The 20,037-nt window shown below is 64.7% G+C and carries 11 protein-coding genes; 8 read left to right on the top strand and 3 right to left on the bottom strand.

Translation table 11 applies throughout. The features are described from left to right. Positions 1-84: 84 nt before the first annotated feature. From IB234_RS09520 to IB234_RS09510, 3 genes are all read right to left on the bottom strand, one after another. A complete protein-coding gene (locus IB234_RS09520; protein WP_192316851.1) occupies positions 85-567 on the bottom strand; it encodes a DUF934 domain-containing protein in 483 nt (160 codons plus the stop codon). Further along, positions 564-2,231, bottom strand: a complete 1,668-nt coding sequence (locus tag IB234_RS09515) for a nitrite/sulfite reductase (protein WP_192316848.1) — start codon at positions 2,229-2,231, stop codon at positions 564-566. Before IB234_RS09515 ends, IB234_RS09520 begins: the two co-directional genes overlap by 4 nt. Positions 2,232-2,457: 226 nt before the next feature. Continuing rightward, the gene (locus tag IB234_RS09510) at positions 2,458-3,957 is read right to left on the bottom strand and encodes a calcium-binding protein (protein WP_192316846.1); all 1,500 of its coding nucleotides are present in this window, start codon (positions 3,955-3,957) and stop codon (positions 2,458-2,460) included. Positions 3,958-4,227: 270 nt separating this feature from the next. On the opposite strand from IB234_RS09510, the gene ccoG reads away from it, so the two are divergent. The 8 genes from ccoG (at position 4,228) to IB234_RS09470 (ending at position 20,029) form a co-directional block, all read left to right on the top strand. Then, positions 4,228-5,643 (top strand): cytochrome c oxidase accessory protein CcoG, encoded by a 1,416-nt coding sequence (ccoG, locus tag IB234_RS09505; RefSeq protein ID WP_192316844.1) that lies wholly within the window; start codon positions 4,228-4,230, stop codon positions 5,641-5,643. Positions 5,644-5,708: 65 nt separating this feature from the next. After that, on the top strand, positions 5,709-7,118 hold the full coding sequence (mapR, locus tag IB234_RS09500; protein ID WP_192317794.1) for a GntR family transcriptional regulator MpaR: 1,410 nt from the start codon (positions 5,709-5,711) through the stop codon (positions 7,116-7,118). An 84-nt stretch (positions 7,119-7,202) separates the two neighbouring features. Continuing rightward, the gene (locus IB234_RS09495) at positions 7,203-7,817 is read left to right on the top strand and encodes a hypothetical protein (protein ID WP_192316842.1); all 615 of its coding nucleotides are present in this window, start codon (positions 7,203-7,205) and stop codon (positions 7,815-7,817) included. 132 nt (positions 7,818-7,949) lie between these two features. Beyond that, positions 7,950-8,732 carry an efflux RND transporter periplasmic adaptor subunit gene (locus IB234_RS09490; protein WP_192316840.1) on the top strand — a complete coding sequence of 261 codons (783 nt, stop codon included), beginning with the start codon at positions 7,950-7,952 and terminating at the stop codon, positions 8,730-8,732. Continuing rightward, complete coding sequence (locus tag IB234_RS09485; protein WP_192316838.1) at positions 8,729-10,048, top strand: efflux RND transporter periplasmic adaptor subunit; 1,320 nt, start codon at positions 8,729-8,731, stop codon at positions 10,046-10,048. The genes IB234_RS09490 and IB234_RS09485 overlap by 4 nt, the downstream gene beginning before the upstream one ends. Continuing rightward, on the top strand, positions 10,049-12,145 hold the full coding sequence (locus tag IB234_RS09480; protein ID WP_192316836.1) for an efflux RND transporter periplasmic adaptor subunit: 2,097 nt from the start codon (positions 10,049-10,051) through the stop codon (positions 12,143-12,145). A gap of 205 nt (positions 12,146-12,350) precedes the next feature. Continuing rightward, positions 12,351-18,479, top strand: coding sequence for a DUF4347 domain-containing protein (locus tag IB234_RS09475; protein WP_225580461.1), 6,129 nt, complete (start codon positions 12,351-12,353; stop codon positions 18,477-18,479). 53 nt (positions 18,480-18,532) lie between these two features. After that, positions 18,533-20,029, top strand: coding sequence for a TolC family protein (locus IB234_RS09470; protein WP_192316832.1), 1,497 nt, complete (start codon positions 18,533-18,535; stop codon positions 20,027-20,029). The last annotated feature ends 8 nt before the right edge of the window (positions 20,030-20,037 follow it).

The following is a 20,037-nucleotide window of genomic DNA, read 5'->3' as shown; positions in this document are numbered from 1 at the left end:
CTGGCCGCTGTTCGTGCATCTTGAGCGGCCATGCCCCGGCGACAGCCAGGCAGCGGTACAGCAACTCGACGCTCAGCCTGGAGCTCAACGGCGGCGGAACAATGGGCGAGGTTCGATCACCGAGCGGCCATACAGCACGCTCATACCGGCCAGGCCCTTGAGTGCATCCTCAGCGGACTTGTCGGCGCGTACGGCAAAGGCGTCGAAGCCGCATTGGCGCATGTGACTGAGCTGGTCACGCAGCACATCGCCTACTGCACGCAATTCGCCAACCCAGCCCAGGCGCGTGCGCACTACGTAGGCCTGGCTGTAGCCGCGACCATCGCGGAAGCTGGGGAAGTCCACGGCAATCAGCGGCAGATTCGGCAGCAGTTCGGCGAGGGCTTCCGCGTCGTCGTCCGGCGCCAGCCACAGGCCATGTGCCGGGTCGCGCTGCTGCAGCCACTGCGCCAGCGGCAGGATCAGCGGCGCGCCTTCGGGTGCAGGCTCATCGTTACGCAGCAGGTGCCAGGGATCGTTGTCGACGATGTGAGCCTGGCCGTCAAGCAAGCGGATCAGGTTGTTCATGCCGGTTGCTCCTGGGCGCGGTAGACGCGCTGCTTGAACGGCTCCAGGCCGATGCGCGCGCAGGTATCCGCAAAGGGCTCGCCCTCGCCGCGCTGCTGCAGGTAGGTCTCGATGATCCGTTCGATCACTGCGGGCACTTCGTCGGCGCCGAACGACGGGCCGATCACCTTGCCCAGCGCAGCGCCGTGGCCCTGCGCGCCGCCGAGGGTGATCTGGTACCACTCGCTGCCGTTCTTATCCACGCCGAGGATGCCGATATTGCCGATGTGGTGATGGCCGCAGGCGTTCATGCAGCCGGAAATGTTCAGGCTCAGCTCGCCGATGTCGTGCAGGTAGTCGAGGTCCTCAAAACGCTGCTGGATGCCCTGGGCAATAGGGATCGACTTGGCGTTGGCCAGCGAACAGTAGTCGCCGCCTGGGCAGGCGATGATGTCACTGAGCAGACCGATGTTCGGCGTCGCCAGGCCAGCCTCACTCGCCAATTGCCAAAGGCGGTACAGGTCGGCCTGGCGCACGTCCGGCAGGACCAGATTCTGCTCGTGAGCGACGCGTATCTCACCGAAGCCGAACGCCTCGGCCCAGTCGGCCACCGCCACCATCTGCGCAGAGGTAACGTCGCCCGGCGGCAAGGCTGCACCCGGCTTGGTCGACAGCACCACGCTGGCGTAGCCCGAGACCTTGTGCGGATGCACGTTGCGCGACAGCCAGCGCTCGAAGGCCGGATCGTGCAGCACCGCATCGGGATAGATGACGCCCTCCTCCAGCATCGCGTACTGCGGCGGCTGGAAGTACGTGGCCACGCGCTGGTATTCCTCGACGGTCAGCTCGGCCGGGCCGTCCTTGATCTGCAGCCACTCCGCTTCCACCTCGCGGGCAAAGGCCTCGATGCCCAGCGCCTTGACCAGGATCTTGATCCGCGCCTTGTACTTGTTGTCGCGCCGGCCGTGGCGGTTGTACACGCGCAGGATGGCTTCGACGTAACTGAGCAGGTGGCGCCACGGCAAGCCGTCGCGGATCCGCACACCGATGATCGGCGTACGCCCCAGGCCACCGCCAACCAATACGCGCAGCAGCAGTTCGCCGTCGGCATCGCGGTACACCTGCAGGCCGATGTCGTGCACCTGCACCGCCGCACGGTCCTCGCCAGCGGCACACAGGGCGATCTTGAACTTGCGCGGCAGGAACAGGAATTCCGGGTTGACCGTTGACCACTGGCGGAGGATTTCCGCCAGCGGGCGCGGGTCGAGCAGCTCGTCAGCGGCAACCCCGGCGAAAGCCTCGGTGGTGACGTTGCGCACGCAGTTGCCGGAGGTCTGGATGGCATGCATCTCCACCGCCGCCAGCTGTTCGAGGATGTCCGGCACCTGGGCCAGGTCGATCCAGTTGAACTGGATGTTCTGCCGCGTGGTGAGGTGACCGTAGCCACGGTCATGCACGCGGGCGATGTGCGCCAGGGTGCGCAACTGTCTGGACGACAGCGTGCCGTAAGGAATCGCCACCCGCAGCATGTAGGCATGCTTCTGCAGATACAGGCCGTTCTGCAGGCGCAGCGGCAGGAACTCTTCTTCGCTCAGCTCGCCGCTGATGCGCCGCTCGACCTGGTCGCGAAACTGGGCGACCCGTTCGCGCACCAGCGCGTGGTCGTATTCATCGTAGTGGTACATGGCGCGCCCTCCCGCGGCGGAATGCTGCGCACTATGGGCAAGGGCCAGCCGCTAAAACAGCGGCAGATAAACCGGAAAAAAGCGGATCAGACGGATACCCAAGCGAGAGCGGAACGCCAACGGGCGGCCGTTGCGCCAGGTAACGGGAGACGCCAGACGGTTGGACGAAAATCTCGGCTCAGCCTCGAAGGAAGCGCGGCGCCCATGGGCACCGCGGCGTGGCACATCAAGCATCCACCAGCTGTATGTTGCTGTCGTTCAACTGGTCCGCCACCACGCCCAGCAGGAATATCTTGCTGTGCTCGTGCACAGTCAGCAGCGTGCCGGTCTCGCCGGCGGCGGTCGTGTGCTCGCTGACCGTCATGGCGTTGAAGGTACGCGGGGTACCGATGAAGGACAGCAGGTCTTCCTGCGGGTTGAAGTCGAGCACCGTGTCCAGGCCGATATGGGCGTACAGGTAGCCGCCCCAGTCCTGCCAGTAGTTGAGCGTGAACTCGAAGGTATCGTTGCCGGCGCCGCCGCTCAGGTAGTCGTTACCATCCGGATGGTTGTAGCTCATGCCGCCGTTGAGACGGTCGTTGCCATCGCCACCGTAGAGGTGGTCGCTACCGCCATTGCCGAACAGGCGGTCGTCGCCCTCGCGCCCGTACAGTCGATTGTTGCCCTGGTCGCCGGCCAGGCCGTCGCTGAAGCGGCTGCCAGACAGGTTCTGGATATTCAGCAATACGTCGCCGGCTGCCTCACTGCCGCCCACCTGTGCGCCCAACGCAATCAGGCTCACACCCACGCCTGAAGATGCGCCACTGTAATCGGCAGTATCTTCGCCTTCGCCACCGTCGAGGTAGTCTGCCCCCTCACCACCCCGCAGGATGTCGTTGCCCCAGCCACCGAACAGGCGATCATCCCCGGCATTGCCCGAAAGACGATCATCGCCGCCGGACTGCCAGCGTGAATCACCGTAGATCACGTCGTTGCCGCTACCGCCGCTGATGCGATCGGCACCGCCTTCGCCGTGCAGCACATCGTCGCCACCACCGCCACTGATCACATCGTCGTCATAGCCACCATACAGCCAGTCGCGACCGCCGCTGCCGATCAGCTGGTCATTGCCGAAGCCGCCCCAGGCATAGCCGGCAGCCTGCAGCAACAGCGAGTCATCCCCGTCTCGGCCGAACAACAGGGCCAGCCCCTCGCCGCCCTGCAGTGTCTCGCCAGCATCACCCCCGACGACCTCCTCGACCGCCACGCCGACCGGCACCCAGGCGCCGTACATGTGCAGCTGGGTGTCGTCGTCATCCCTGAAGAAGAAGCCACCCGCATCTGCCTGGCTCATCCAGAAATTGGGGCCATCCGGATCGTTCTGGGAAAACAGGAAGGCCTGGGCATCGGCCAGTGGCATGTCCGCCCCTTGGCTGGTGAGGGTCAGCGTCGGTGCATCCCAGGGTGTGAAGTCGGCGTCATCCAGCCCGCCTACCCGCGGCAGCGGTAGTGAGAACGTCACCCCTGCGCTGGCATCCAGCATCACGCTGCCCTGACCCGCTCCATCGAGCCCGGCAAGATAGGCAACCAGCGCGGCATCGCTAAGCAGCAGTTGCCCCTGCACCTGCTGGCCAGCCGCGAAGCCATATGCGCTCGGGTCGATACGCAGGTAGCCGTTGCTGTCGTCGAAGAAGTCGTCCTCCACCAGACCGTGAAAGGTCCAGCCCACCGATGTTGCGCCTGCCATGTCGATCTCCCGTTGTCATGAAACTGATCCGGGTCGGCGCATGATCCGTAATGCACCCGGCTGAACCACTTCATGCTCGCTTGCGACAGATGGCCGCAGGCCAATACCAGCGTATTGGACCGGAGGCCCGGCACAGTTGATCGGAGCCGCCCGACGGAAGGTGGATGGAATCATCTGATACGGTTTTTTCAGTAAAACCTGAGACTGTTATCGGCTCAGTTCGGCGCGCACAGTTCGCTCAGCCTGAATTACCGCCCGAAGAGGCCCACCATGAGCGAGCGCATCCCGGCGCAGATCATCGAGACCATCGACTCTCGCCAACCCATTCGCCTGACGCCTTCCCAGGCCGGCGGACCGATCCACACCCGCAGCTTCACCGGCCGCTTCCGCAACTTGCGGCTGTACGGCGCGGGGCTGCTGTTCCTGATCTTCTTCGGCACCGCCTGGTTGAACTGGGAAGGCCGCCAGGCCGTGCTGTGGAACCTGGCCGAGCACCGTTACTACATCTTCGGCGCTACCTTCTGGCCGCAGGATTTCATCCTGCTCTCGGCGTTGCTGATCATCGCCGCGTTCGGCCTGTTCACCATCACGGTGTTCGCCGGCCGCGTGTGGTGCGGCTACAGCTGCCCGCAGAGCGTGTGGACCTGGGTGTTCATGTGGGTGGAGAAAGTCACCGAAGGCGAGCGCAACCAGCGCGTCAAGCTCGATGCCGCCCCCTGGGGCGTGAACAAGCTGCTGCGCCGCAGCACCAAACACCTGCTGTGGCTGGCGGTGAGCCTGCTCACGGCGCTGACCTTCATCGGCTACTTCACACCGATCCGCCCACTGGCGGTCGAGCTGTTCAGTGGCCAGCTGGAAGGTGCCGCGCTGTTCTGGATCCTGTTCTTCACCGGCGCCACCTACCTCAATGCCGGCTGGCTGCGCGAGAAGGTCTGCGTGTACATGTGCCCCTATGCGCGCTTCCAGGGGGTGATGTTCGACCAGGACACCCTGATCGTCACCTACGATGCGGCGCGCGGCGAAGGCCGTGGCCCGCGCAAGAAGGACAGCGACTACAAGGCAGAAGGCCTCGGTGACTGCATCGACTGCACCATGTGCGTCCAGGTCTGCCCCACCGGCATCGACATCCGCGACGGCCTGCAGGTGGACTGCATCGGTTGCGCCGCTTGCATCGACGCCTGCGACAGCATCATGGACCGCATGGGTTACGACCGCGGCCTGATCCGTTACGGCTCCGAACGCGAGATGCAGGGTGGCTATACCCACCTGCTGCGCCCTCGCCTGATCGGCTATGCGACAGCACTGGTGCTGATGATCGGCGCCTTCGCCTGGGCCTTGCAGGATCGCTCGCTGGTGTCGCTGGACGTGGCCAAGGACCGTGGCATGTACCGCGAGAACGCTGCCGGGCAGATCGAGAACGTCTACCGCCTGAAGGTGATCAACAAGACCCAGCGACCGCAGCGCTACTTCCTCGGCCTGGTCGACGGCCAGCCGTTCAGCATGAGCGGCCCTGGCGACCTCAGCCTGGCCGCCGGCGAGATACTGGAAGTACCGGTAAGCGTGGCCCTGATACGCGAGCCGCTGGCTAGCAACCCGACACCGGTCGAGTTCGAGGTGGTCAACCAGGCCGACGTCAGCGAGCGCAGGGTGTCCGACAGTACCTTCCTCGCTCCGCGCGGGCGTTGACGATGGCCGACGCCCGGCCAATGCCCGTAGACTGTGGCCCGACGCTGGCCACAGTCATGGACAAGATGAAGCGCTACGAGCAATTCGCCGACCAGATTGCCGAACTGATCCGCCGCGGCGTACTCGCCCCCGGCGAGAAGGTGCCCTCGGTGCGCCACGCCAGCCGTACCTACGGGGTCAGCCCCTCCACCGTGTTCCAGGCTTACTACCTGCTGGAGGACCGCGGGCTGATCCAGGCCCGTGCCCGCTCGGGCTACTTCGTCCGCGAGCTGGCCCGCCACCCGTTGGCCGAGCCGCAGGTCGGCGCCACTCCGGCCACCAGCACCGAGGTGGACGTCAGCGAGCTGGTGTTCTCCGTGCTCGGCTCGCTGAAGGACCCACACACGGTACCCTTCGGCTCCGCCTTCCCCAGCCCGGACCTGTTTCCCCTACCGCGCCTGGCCCGCTCCATGGCCCATGCCCTGCGCGACATGCCCGGCCATGCGGTGATCGCCGACATGACCGCCGGCAACCCCGACCTGCGCCGGCAGATCGCCCTGCGCTACATGGTCGCCGGCGTACGCCTGCCGCTGGAAGAACTGGTGATCACCAACGGCGCGCTGGAAGCGCTGAACCTGTGCCTGCAGACGGTGACCCAACCCGGCGACCTGGTGGCCATCGAGTCGCCGGCTTTCTACGCCACCCTGCAGGTGCTGGAGCGTCTCAAGCTCAAGGCCGTGGAGATTCCCGTGCACCCGCGCGAGGGCATCGACCTCGGGGTGCTGGCCGAGCGCCTGGCACAACTGCCGATCAAGGCCTGCTGGTTCATGAGCAGCCTGCAGAACCCCATGGGCGCCAGCCTCTCCGACACCAGGAAGGCCGAGCTCTACGAGCTGCTGCACCAGCACCAGGTGCCGCTGATCGAGGACGATGTCTACGCCGAGCTGTACTACGGCGCCCATCCGCCCCGGCCAATGAAGAGCTTCGACCGCGACGGCCTGGTCATGCACTGCGGTTCGTTCTCCAAGAGCCTGGCGCCGGGTTATCGCGTTGGCTGGGTGGCCGGCGGCCGCTACGCCGAACAGATCAGCCGGCTCAAGCTGATGACCACTATTTCCCCGTCCGTGCCGGCCCAGGCGGCTATCGCCGACTACCTGCAGCACGGCGGCTACGACCGCCACCTGCGCAAGCTGCGCATCGCCCTGGAGACCCAGCAGGCGGCCATGCTCGCCTCCGCCGCCCGCCATTTCCCCGCGGAGACGCGGGTCACCCGCCCGAGCGGCGGCTACTTCCTGTGGTTCGAGTTTCCCGAACAGGTGGACTCGCTGCAGCTGTTCCAGCTGGCGCTGGCCCAGGGCATCAGCCTGGCGCCGGGGCCGATCTTCTCCGCCACCCGTGGTTTCCGCCATTGCGCCAGGCTGAACCATGGCCACCCCTGGGATGCCCAAAGCGAACGGGCGATGGAGCTGCTGGGTCGCATCATCGCGTCGTTCTAGAGCCTGTGGCTATGCTGCAGGTAGGCAGCAAGCGGGTTGCGGGCAATAATGGCACCGCGCCATACAGCACAAGGACCGATGACCATGAGCGACGACAGCGAACCCGTCAGCGTCGGCGAAACTCTCAGTGAACAAGACCGCCTCGCGCAACTGGAGAAGGCCGGCAAGCTCAACCGCCTGCTGATCTTCGGCCTGGCCGGCGCCCTGGTGCTCAACCTGATCGCCTGGGTGCTGGTCGCCATTCTCGGCGGCTCCGATTCGCCCGACGAAGAGGAGCAGACGGCCATGGCAAGCATGGCCAGCGTCGAAGCGCTGCAGAAGGAGATCGGCGCCTTGCAGCTGCTGATCGCGCCCCTGCAGCAGCAGATCAAGGATCAGCAGAAGCTCATCCTGCTCCAGGCCCAGCAGCAGGCCACGCCCTCCCCTGCTCCCGTTGCACCCGAGCAAGACAGTACGGAGACCCGCAAGCAGGACCGCGACAACGTCCGCATGCTGGCGCGCACCCTCATCGGCCAGGAACACAACTACCAGCACACCCTCAACGCGCTGAAGAACGGCATGCGCGAACTGGCCGGCATGACCCCGGGATCACGCAGCTGGCTGGACTTCTACGAGGAGTCCCTCGCCAAACCGATGGCAGACAGCCAGGCGCGGGTCAAGGCTCTGCAACAGTGGTCGGGAGAACAGAGTGCGCCCTGAGCACTGTCTTAGACAGGTGAAACGCCCTGCGCCGGGCCGCAGTGAATAGCACCGGGAGGAAGCGCCGTCGGGACTTTTGCGTCACCGCGCTTCTTCCGTACACTGCGGGGCATAGAACAAGGGATTGCCAACATGCCTCACCCCCTGTGCCGTACCGGCATCATCCTGGGTCTGCTCTGCTCCCAGGCGGTCCACGCCGCGCCCGAAAACGACCCACTCCTCGACACTCCGGTAGCCGCCCAACAGGCTGGCGAGCGCTCGGCACGTGGTGTACTGCGCGCTCGCGATCAGGCCGTGCTGTCCAGCGAACTGGCGGGGCGTATCGTCGACATGCCCTTCGCCGACGGCCAGGACTTCAAGCAGGGTGATGTGCTGGTACGCTTCGACTGCGGCGCCTACCAGGCCCAGCTCAACGCTTCACAGGCCGCTGCCCGGGCCGCCAGAGAAGAGCTGAACAACAAGAAGCAGCTGGCATCGCTCAACTCGGTCGGGCGGTTCGAAGTGGCATTGGCAGAGGCTCGCCAGGCTCAGGCCGCTGCGGAATCCCAGGTTTACCAGGTACAGGTCAAGCGCTGCAGCGTCACCGCCCCCTTCAGTGGCCGCGTGGTACAGCGCAAGGTCCAGCGGCACGAGAGCGTCGCCAGCGGCACGCCTCTGCTGGAGGTAGTGGACAATCGCACCCTGGAGGTCCACCTGCTGGTTCCCTCCAGCTGGCTTTCGCGACTCGCCCCCGGCGAGCGCTTCGAGTTCACTCCGGACGAGACCGGCCAACCGCTGCAGGTTGAAATCAAGCGCCTGGGTGCCCGCATCGATGAAGGCAGCCAGACACTTCTGCTGATCGGCAGCCTGCCCGAAGGCACCAGCGGCCTGCTGGCCGGCATGAGCGGCAGCGCGCGTTTCCCAGGGTCGCCATGACCGCGCAGGTACCGGGGCTGGCGGAGCGCATCTTTGCCCAGTTCCTCGCCCTGGAGCGACAGGCACGTGCCGCCAGGGACATCGACAGCCTGGCCTATGTGCTGGCCAATGACGCCCAGGGCCTGTTCGGTTACCGGCATGCAGCCCTGCTGATCGCCGGCAAGGTGCGCGCACTGACGGGTATCAGTGTGGTAGAGCCCAACGCCCCCTTCGTGGCATTTGTCGAGAATGCGGCCGCCCAGCTGTTTGCCCAGGAGCTCTCGGCGCAGGCCCATGTGGTCGAGCGCCAGTCGCTCAGCCAGCAGGCGCAGAGCGACTGGCAGAGCCTGTCAGCGGCATCGGTCTACTGGTTACCGCTGCTCGATCGACAACAGAAGCCTTTCGGCGGCTTGTGGATAGCACGCGAGCAACCCTGGAGCGAAGCGGAGCAGGCTCTGCTGGCGCAACTGGGTGACAGCTACAGCCACGCCTGGCTGGCCTTGCAACCGCGCAAGCCTTGGCGCCTGCGCTGGCCGCGCAAAAAGGTGCTCGCCGTGGCTGCCGCTGTTTCGTTGCTGCTGCTTGCACCGATTCGCCAATCGGTCCTGGCACCGGCTGAAGTGGTGCCGAGGAACGGCCAGGTCGTGACGGCGCCACTGGATGGCGTTATCGCCGAGTTTATGGTCAAGCCCAACCAGTCCGTGAGCAAGGGCGAGGTACTGCTGCGCTTCGATGCCACCAGTATCAAAGCCCAGGCCGATGTTGCCGAGCGCAGTCTCAACGTGGCCGAGGCCGAGCTTAAAACCAATACCCAGCGCGCCTTCAGCGATGCCGAATCCAGCTCGCGCATCGATCTTCTCGCCGCACGCGTGGAGCAGAAACGTGCCGAACGCGACTATGCGAGTCAGCTCCTTGCCAGGACCGAAGTACGCGCCGAGCGCGACGGCATCGCCGTGTTCGCAGATGCCCAGCGCTGGACCGGAAAACCCGTGCAGACGGGTGAGCGGCTGATGGAGATCGCCGACCCACGCCAGGCCGAGCTACGCATCGAACTGGCCGTCGGTGATGCACTGGACTTCAAGCAGGGCGCGGAGGTAGCGCTGTTTCTCGACAGCGACCCGCTCAACCGCCACACAGCACGCCTGCAACGCAGTGCCTACGAGGCACAGCAGACGGCCAGCGGGCAGCTGGCCTACCGCCTCGATGCCGAGTTCGAGGAGGCCCCGCCGCGTATCGGCCTGCGCGGAACGGCGAAGATCTTCGGCGAACGCGGCCCCCTGGCCCTCTACCTGCTGCGCCGGCCACTCGCCGCGCTGCGTCAGACGGTCGGGCTGTAAATGCAGCTGCCACCGCTGCGCGCCGATCTGCAACTCTCCCAGGCAGGCCCCACGCTTGATGGAGCGCCGCAATGGACACTCGCCGACCCGCTACGGGGGCGCTATTTCAAACTGGGCGTACCGGCCATGCGTCTGCTGCGACATTGGCATCTGGGCGATGCCGAGCAGGTACTCCGAGCGGCAAACGGCGAACCAGGCATTGCCCTGAGCAATGACGACCTCGAAGAGCTACTGCGCTTTCTGCGCGGCCATGACCTGATCGCCGCCCAGGATGGGGATCAGCGCGCCAGCTACGCGAGCAAGGCCGCCCAACAACGCCATGGGTTGTGGCACACCCTGCTGCACCAGTACCTGTTCTTCCGTATTCCACTGTGGCGGCCGGACGCCTTCCTCGACCGCACCTGGCCCTGGCTGCGCCGCTACGGCCCCAACCTGCTGCGCTTCGGGCTACCACTGCTGCTGTGTCTCGGCGTGTTCCTCGCGGCCCGTGACTGGGAGCGTTTCCTGGCCACCTTCCCTCATTTATTCAGCCTGGGCGGAGCGATTTCCTTCGGTATAGCCCTGACGTTCGCCAAGCTCTTTCATGAGTTCGGCCACGCCTACATGGCCAAGCGCGCCGGTTGCAGGGTGCAGAGCATGGGCCTGGCGTTCATGGTCCTGCTGCCAATGTTCTATACCGACGTCAGCGACGCGTGGCGTGTCAACGACCGACGCTCGCGCCTGCTGATCGGGGCGGGCGGTGTACTGGCCGAGCTGTTGCTGGCGTGCATCGCCCTGCTTGCCTGGTCGCTGCTGCCCGAGGGGCCAGCTCGCACGGCGGCCTTCATGCTGGCCAGCGCCACCTGGATCACCACACTGGCCATCAATCTGAACCCCTTCATGCGTTTCGACGGCTATTTCCTGCTCAGCGACCTGTGGGGTGTCGACAACCTGCAGGGGCGCGGCTTCGCGCTGTGCCGCTGGCATCTGCGCGAGAGTCTGTTCGGTTATGGTGAACCGGCACCCGAGCCGTGGTCGCCAAGCATGCGTCGCCGGCTGCTGTGGTGGGGCTATGGCGCTTGGCTGTGGCGGGCGGCGCTGTTTCTCGGCATCGCCCTGGCGGTGTACCACATGTTCTTCAAGGTATTGGGCATCTTCCTGATGCTGGTCGAGCTGGTGTGGTTCATCGGCCTGCCGATCTGGCGGGAGATGCAGGAATGGCGCAAGCGACGTAACCAGGCTCACCCCGGCAAGCTGGTCCTGCTCGGTATCGGTATGCTGGCTCTGCTAGCCGTTCTACTGGTGCCATGGCGCAGCTCCGTGGAGGTGCCAGCCATGCTCGAAGCCTCGCGCAGCACCGCCCTGCATGCGCCCTTGGCGGCGCAGCTGAAAGCCGTGCACGTTCAGGACGGCCAGACCGTCGCCAAGGGAGCCTTGCTGCTGGAGCTCGAGTCCCCTGATCTGGACCGGCGGCAGGTGGTGGTACGCAGCGAGATCAACACACTGCAGCTGCAGTTGCGTCGCCAGGCCGGGCGCAGCGAAACCATCGCCGATCTCGGGGTACTGGAACAGCAGCTGGCCGAGGCCCTCGCCGAGTACCGAGGCCTGGCAGCACAGCGCGAGCGCCTGCAGATTCGGGCACCGAATGGCGGAGTAATACGCGACCTGCTCAACGGCCTGCGACCGGGCCGCTGGTTGTCACCGCAAAACGTGCTGGTTCGCGTCATCGAGCCAGGATTGCGCCTGCGTGGCTACCTGCGCGAGGAGGAGCTCTGGCGAGTGGAGCCCGGCGCCGAAGGCTTCTTCTTCGCCGACGACCCCGCCCGCACAGCACCACAGGTCCGCCTGGAGGAAGTCGACGCGACCGCTGCCGCCCACCTCCAGCTAGAGGCCTTGGCCTCCGACCAACAGGGCCCGATTGCCGTGCGCCGCAATGCTGCGCAGGAAAGCGAACCGCTTCAGGCCCAGTACGGCGTCCATCTGCAAGTGATGGAAGAAATCCCCGCCCCGCACCAGCCCCTGCGCGGCGTGGTGATCCTGGCTGGCCAGGGCGAATCGGTACTCGGCTTCGTCTGGCGCCGAGTGGCCGCTCTGGGCGTGCGCGAAAGCGGCTTTTAAGCCATCACTAAACGTCACTCTGCGGCGAATCACCACACGTAGAGTTGCGCGGACATCCGATTGTCGGGATAGTTCCCAATATCCAGCTTTCGATCCAGCCACGGTAGTACAAGGAGGTTCCGTGAAGTTTCTCGACCTGTTCAGGCGTCCAGCGAACCCCCTCCCCGCCCAGCGTGCGCCCTTGGCTGCAGCGCTCGAGCCGAGGATGCTGTTCGACGGAGCCGTCGCCGCAACAGTGGCAGAAACCGTCTCCTCCACTGATCACCAGCCCACCGAAACGGCAAAGGCCCAGACTACCGACGATGCCGCGCTCAAGACCGGCGATGCCGCAACGCCACTCGCCGCGACAAGCGACCAACGCCAGGAAGTGGTGTTCATAGATGGCAAGGTTACCAACCGCCAACAGCTGATCGATAGCATCAAGCCCGGAGTGGAAGTGGTAACTCTGGACAGCAGCAAGGACGGACTGCAGCAGATTGCTGACTACCTGGAAAGTCGCAGTGGTCTCGATGCCATACATATTCTCAGCCACGGCGACGTTGGGAAAATCAGCCTTGGCAATAGCTGGCTCGATAGTGCTGCTCTCGAAACGCAGAGCGGTTTGCTGGCCGAAATCGGCCAGTCGCTGGCACGCAATGGCGACATTCTGCTGTATGGCTGTGAAGTGGGCGCGGGTGAGGCAGGCCTTGATTTCATCGGCCGCCTGGCGAACGTAACCAAAGCCGATGTTGCGGCATCCGCCGACTTGACTGGTGCATCGTCCCTGGGTGGAAACTGGATACTGGAAGCACGACACGGCAAGGTCGAGACGAAGGGTCTGGAAGGGCTATCCAGCTACAACAGCCTACTTGCCATACCCGCCGATGAGTATTTCGACGACAACCCCACTCAAGAAATCCGCGGCACGAACACCTTCGTTCTGGATGGGTTCAGGTACACCGTTACTGGGCCTGCCGGGACTGCCTACGATCATTATCTAAACAACGTGCAATACGCACCCGCCGGAGAGGGGCTGGCGCTCGGGGGACCGACAGACAACTACCTCAGATTTGATACCAATGGCGAGGGGGCAACGAGCATCACGATCGAAGTCGCAGATGGCAGCGCCTTCCGCCTGATGAGTCTGAGCTTCTTCGTCGAGGACGCCACTTCCTCGGGCGGTCCATCGGGTTCCTTCACTATCACCCCGGCAGGCGGTTCAGCGCTTACCTACTCGACTGACACCACTTATCAGGACGTCGACTTTTCGAATAACACAGGCTTCTACAACATCACGAGTATTACCTTCTCGAGCCTCCCGGGAGAAATGATCTACCTCGACATCGATGACCTGAATGTCGATGCTCCAATCACAAACACAGCGCCTTCGGTGGCCAACGCAATCCCCAACCAGAACGCCACAGAAGATGCCGCCTTCAACTTCCAGTTCGCGGCAAACACCTTCAGCGATGTGGATGCCGACACCCTGACCTACAGCGCACAGCTGGCCGGAGGCGGCGCCCTGCCTGCCTGGCTCAGCTTCAATGCCGCCACGCGCACCTTCAGCGGCACACCGACCAATGCAAACGTTGGCACCCTCAGCATTGATGTAATTGCTAATGACGGTAACGGCGGAACGGTAACCGACACCTTCAACATTATTGTGGTGGACAACACCAACGATGCCCCGACCATCACCGCCACAGGCAACAACCCCACCTACACTGAAAACGGCAGTGCGGTTGATCTGTTCAACAGTGTCAGCATCAACACCATCGAAGCCGGCCAGAGCATCACCCGCATGACCCTGAGCGTCACCAACCTGGCCGATGGCAGTGATGAGCTCCTGCGCATCGACGGCACCGACATCGCCTTGCTCAACGGCAACAGCGGCACGACGGCAAGCAATGGCATCAGCTACTCGGTCAGCGTCTTCAGCGGTACGGCAACCATCGCCCTGAGCAGTGCCGGAGGCCTCAGCGCGGCAACCGCGCAAACCGTGGTCGATGGCATGGCCTACCGCAACAGCAGCGACGCCCCGAGCACCGCAACGCGTGTCATCACCCTCACCAGCATCAGAGACAGCGGTGGCACGGCCAACGGTGGCGTCGACACGACGGTAACCTCAATCTCCGCCTCGGTATCCGTGGTTGCCGTCAACGACGCACCAATCGTTATCTCCAGCGGTGGTGCCAGCACGTTCACCGAAGGGGGTGGCGGCACGGTGATCGACTCTGGGCTGACCCTGAGCGACCCGGACAACGCCACCCTGGCCAGCACCAGGATAACCATTGCTGGCAACTTCCAGTCTGGCGACGTGCTGAGTTTCAGCAACGATGACAGCAGCATGGGCAACATCGTTGCCACCTATAACGCCGGCACCGGTGTGATGACACTGACCTCGGCGGGTGCCACGGCTACCCTCGCCCAGTGGCAGGCTGCCCTGCGTTCGGTGACGTACAGCAATGGCAGCGATGCCCCCAGCACTGCCAACCGCACGATCAGCTTCGTCGCCAACGATGGCCAGAACGACAGTACGGCCGCCACCAAGATCGTCAGCGTGACGGCCGTCAATGATGCCCCGCAGATCACGGCCCCTGTGAGCATCGGCGTCACCGAAGACATGCCTGGCGCCATTACCGGGATCAGCTTCAGCGATGTCGACGCTGGTAGCGCCAATGTCACCGTCACCCTGACGATCGGCTCCGGGAGCCTGTCCGCAATCGGCAACGGCAGCGTCACTGTTGGCGGTACTTCGTCGGCACTGACCCTGACCGGCAGCATTGCCAACATCAACAGTTTTATCGCTGGCAGCAACCTCAGCTTTACCACCGCGGCCAATGCCACCGCCGATGTGACCCTGACAGTGAGCATCAACGACGGCGGCAACACCGGCAACGGTGGTGCACAAAGTGCCAACGAAACCATCACGCTACAGGTTACAGCGGTCAACGACGCACCGACGATCACAGCACCGGGCTCCATCGCCATCACCGAAGATATTCCCGGCGCATTGACCGGTATCTCGTTCAGCGATGTCGATGCGGGCAGCGGCACTGTGACGGTGACCTTCTCGGTACCCAGCGGCACCCTGAATGCCACCAGCGGCAACGGCGTCTCAATTGGCGGTACCTCCAGCGAGCTGACCCTGACGGGCAGCCTTGCCGACATCAATGCCTTCATCGCGGCATCCGGGGTCAGCTTCACCACCGCCAGTAACGCCACTGCCAACGTTACCCTGACAGTCATGATCGACGATGGCGGCAACACCGGCAGCGGTGGCGCGCAGACCGATACCACCAACGTGACGCTCACGGTCACTGCCGTGAACGACGCGCCGGTGAACACCGTACCCAGCAGCCAGACCATGCTGCAGGACGGCACCCTGGTGTTCAGCACCGGCAACGGCAATGCGCTGTCGATCGCCGACGTGGACGTCGGCGGCGGCACCATGCGCGTCACCCTCACCGCCAGCAACGGCCTGCTCACCCTGGGCAGCCTCAGCGGCGTGAGCTTCCTGGTCGGCAACGGTACCGGCGACGGCACCATGGTGTTCGAAGGCAACCTCAGCGCCATCAACAACGCCCTGGCCGGCCTGTCGTTCGCTCCCACCGGCGGCTACTACGGCCCCGCCGCGGTGCAGATCACCACCGACGACCTCGGCCAATCGGGCAGCGGCGGTGGCCAGACCGATACCGACACCATCCTGATCAACGTCGCCCAGACCAATCCATTGATCACCGGCGTGGCGAGCAGCAGCCCGGACGGCGCCTATAAGGTGGGCGATACCGTCAATATCACCGTCACCTTCGATCAGGCCGTCAACGTCAGCGGCGGCACACCGACCTTGCTGTTGGAAACCGGCGCCATCGACCGCAATGCCGTCTACGTGGGCGGCAGCGGCACCGACACGCTGACCTTCGCCTACGTGGTGCAGGCCGGTGACCAGAGCACCGATCTCGATTACGCCGGCTCCGCCGCGCTGTCGCTGAACGGTGCCTCCATCGCCAGCGTCAGCCTGGGCAATCCGGCGTTCACCACCTTGCCGGCGCCCGGCGCGGCGGACAGCCTGGGCGCCAATACCGCGCTGGTGATCGATGGCGTCGCGCCCGTCGTCAGCTCGGTCAGCGTGCCCGCCAACGGCACCTATGCGGCCGGCCAGAACCTCGACTTCACCGTCAACTTCAGCGAGAGCGTCACCGTCGATACCAGTGGCGGTACGCCGCGCCTCGCCGTCACCCTCGATACCGGTGGCACCGTCTATGCGAACTACGTTTCGGGGTCGGGTACTAGCGCCTTGGTATTCCGTTTTACTGTCGCCAGCGGCCAAGCCGATGCCAACGGTATTACCGTTGGCAGTGCTATTCAGGACAACGGCGGCAGTATCCGCGACGCTGCCGGCAATGTCGCAACCATAGCTCTCAACAATGTGGGCGCGACCAATGGCGTGCTGGTGGATGCCGCAGACCCTGCAATCGTCAATGTCGCAGTGCCCCCAGCCGGTTCCTACGCGGCGGGCAGCGTGCTGACCTTCACGGTCAACCTCAGCGAGGCCGTCACGGTGGACACCAGCGGCGGTACACCACAACTCCAACTCGACATCGGCGGACGCAGCGTCCAGGCAGACTATGTTTCTGGTAGCGGCACCAGCGCACTGGTGTTCAGATACACCGTGCAGGCCGGCGATACCGACAGCGACGGCATTACTATCAGCGCGCTCTCCAGCAACGGCAGCATGCTGCAGGACTCTTCCGGCAACGCCCTGAGCCCGAATCTGGTTGGCGTCGGCAACACCGCCGGCGTACTCATCGACACCACGCCACCTGCCGCCTCCAGCATCATCCGCGTCGATGCTTCGCCAACCGGCGCCAGCTCGGTTAGCTACACCGTCACCTTCAGTGAAAATGTAACCGGTGTGGACGCGAGCGATTTCAGCCTGCTTGCCACCGGTTCGGCCAGCGGCACCATCGCCTCCGTCACCCAGCTCAATGGCCAGACCTACGTCGTGATGGTGAACGGCATCACGGGCAGCGGTAGCCTGGGGCTCAACCTACGGGCTGGCAGCACCGGCATCGCCGACAGCGCCGGCAACGCCATCATGGGTGGTCTGGTCGGTCAGGCTTACGCCATCGACCGCCCGCTCCCGGCTGTCAGCTCGGTGGCCGTCCCGGCCAACGGCACCTATGTGGCAGGCCAGCATCTCGATTTCACCGTCAACTTCAGCGAGAGCATCATCGTCGACAACAGTGGCGGGGCTCCGCGCATCGCCGTCACCCTGGATACGGGCGGTACGGTATATGCCAGCTATGTCTCCGGCTCGGGCAGCAACGCGCTGGTCTTCCGTCTGACCATCGCCGAAGGTCAGCTCGACAGCAACGGCATCGACCTGGGCGACAGCATTCAGCTCAATGGCGCCACGCTGAAGGATGCCTCGGGTACCAATGCCTCCACCACGCTCTCCGGTGTTGCCGCCACCGGCGGTGTAAGGGTGGACGCGCAGGACCCGACCGCCTCCATTGCCCCGCTCGGAGCCTCGCCCACCTCTGCGGAGACCGTGAGTTTCCTGGTGAGCTTCGACGAAAGCGTCACCGGCGTGGATGCCGGCGACTTCAACCTGCTCAGCAGCGGCACGGTCAGGGGCACCCTGCAGTCCGTGGTGCAGATCGATGCCCGGACCTATCAGGTCACAGTTACCGGTGTCTCCGGCAGCGGCTCGCTACAGATCATGCTGAATGCCTCAGGCAGTGGCATCAGCGACATCGCCGGCAATCGCCTCGGCAGCAACGTGATCAGCGGTGGTTACGAGATCATCCAGCCCAAACCCCAGCCCGAGGGCGATCCGGAGTTCCGTGCCAACCCGCCGCCGGTCGCTCCCGTGGAGCCGACCCCGCTGCCGCAGGTCGTGGTTCCCGTCGCTCCGCCGCCCTCGGCCACCACTTCCCCGCTGCTGCCGCCTCCGCTGTTCGAGGTACCGACGCTCGGCAGTGGCATCCCGACGCTGGGCAATATCTTCATCAACCAGGGTGCAATGGCGCCCAGCTTCATTGCCCAGGTATTCGCCAACTCGGCAGATGCCGGCGGTGATGGCTCGGGGGCTGGCTTCCTCGGCTTCGGAGGCGGGGATGCCGGCATATTCGGCTCCAGCAGCCTGTCCAGTATCTTCGGCAAGGAGGTTCTGCAAGAGACCGAGGAGCAGAACATCTTCAAGCAGCGCGGCAATGGCGGTGAGGGTGCTGTCTTCGGCGCGCCGCCACTGAGCCAGCAGCTGCATCAATTGCACGAAGGCGAACAGCGTCAGATTCGCGAGCTCGCCATGGCGCTGGGCCAGATCCACCTCAACGGCCCGCAAGCCTGAGCAACCATGAATAACAATGCACGCAAGAGCCGTAACCAGGGGGCGGCCCAAGGATGAACAAGAGCCAGAAACTATTCGCTGTCAGCCTGCTGGCACTCGCCGTCAGTGGATGTGCCGTGACCAGCAAGCCGATCGAGCTGGGCGAAAGCGAGCAGCGGGCCCGCAGCGACCTGCAGAGTATGTTCAAGGACCAGGAACCGCTCAGCGGACCGCTGACCGTGCATGCGGCCATGGCACGGGCGGTGAAGTACAACCTCGAGGCGCGGCTCAAGGTGATGGAGGAAGCCATGGCCCAGCGCCAGGTCGATCTTGCCACCTTCGATATGCTGCCGCGCATGGCGCTGTCCGCCGGCTACGCGGGCCGCAACAATGTCAGCGCGTCCAGCAGCCAGAGCGTCGAAACCGGTACCCAGTCCCTGGAGCCCTCCACCTCGCAGGATCGTGACCGCGGTGTCGCCGACCTGACCATGGTGTGGAACGTGCTCGACTTCGGCGTCGCCTATGTCAGCGCCAAGCAGCAGGCCGACCAGCGCCTGATCGTTCAGGAGCGCCGCCGCAAGGTCGTCCATACCATTACCCAGGACGTACGCTCCGCCTACTGGCGCGCCGTCGCGGCCGAGCGGCTGCTCAAGCAGATCGATGCTCTGATGGCCCGCGTCGACCAGGCCCGCGCCAACAGCCAGCAGATGAGCAGCCAGCGTATCGGCGACCAGGTACAGGCGCTCAGCTACCAGCGCTCGCTGATCGAGGCGACACGCCAGCTGGAACAGCAGCGCCGCGCGCTGTCGCTGGCCAAGACCGAGCTGGCCACCCTGATCAACCTGGCCCCTGGCACCAGCTTCACGCTGGCCGAAAGCGGTGACTACCAGGTCCCGGAATTGAAGGTGGAGCTGGCCCAGCTGGAGCAGTTGGCCCTGGCCAACCGCCCCGAGCTGCGTGAGCAGGACTACCAGACTCGCATCAGCGCCGCCGAGACCCGCAAGGCCATGCTGCGCCTGCTGCCCGGCCTCGAGTTCTCAGCGGGCGGCCACTACGACAGCAATAGCTTCCTGGTCAATCAGAGCTGGGCCGATTACGGCGTGAAGGTCACCTGGAACCTGTTCAACGTGTTGTCTGCCCCGGCAGCCATCGATGTGGCCAAGGCCGGCCAGCAGGTGGCCGATGCACGGCGCCAGGCCATGTCCATGGCCGTGCTGGCACAACTGTACGTCGCCAATGCCAACTTCCACGAGTCGCAACGCCAGTTCCAGACGAGCCAGCAGCTGGCCGATCTGGACGGCCAGATCGCCGAACAGATGCGCAATCGGCACAAGGCGCAGAACATTGGTGAACTGGAGCTGATCCAGGCCGAGCTCAATACCCTGCAGGCGGACCTGCGCCGCGACCTGGCCTATGCCGAGCTGCGCAACAGCTACGGGCAACTGTTCGCCAGCGTGGGCGTCGACCCACTACCCCGCGAGCTACCGTCCACGCAGCTGAGCGACATTGCCCAGGCCCTCAGCGACAGCGAGAGCCGCTGGCAGGCCGGCGACATCCAGCTACCACAGTGAGCCGAGGC

This window comes from Pseudomonas sp. PDM16, from assembly GCF_014851865.1.
GTDB lineage: Bacteria > Pseudomonadota > Gammaproteobacteria > Pseudomonadales > Pseudomonadaceae > Aquipseudomonas.
This window is presented reverse-complemented; position numbering and strand designations above follow the sequence as displayed.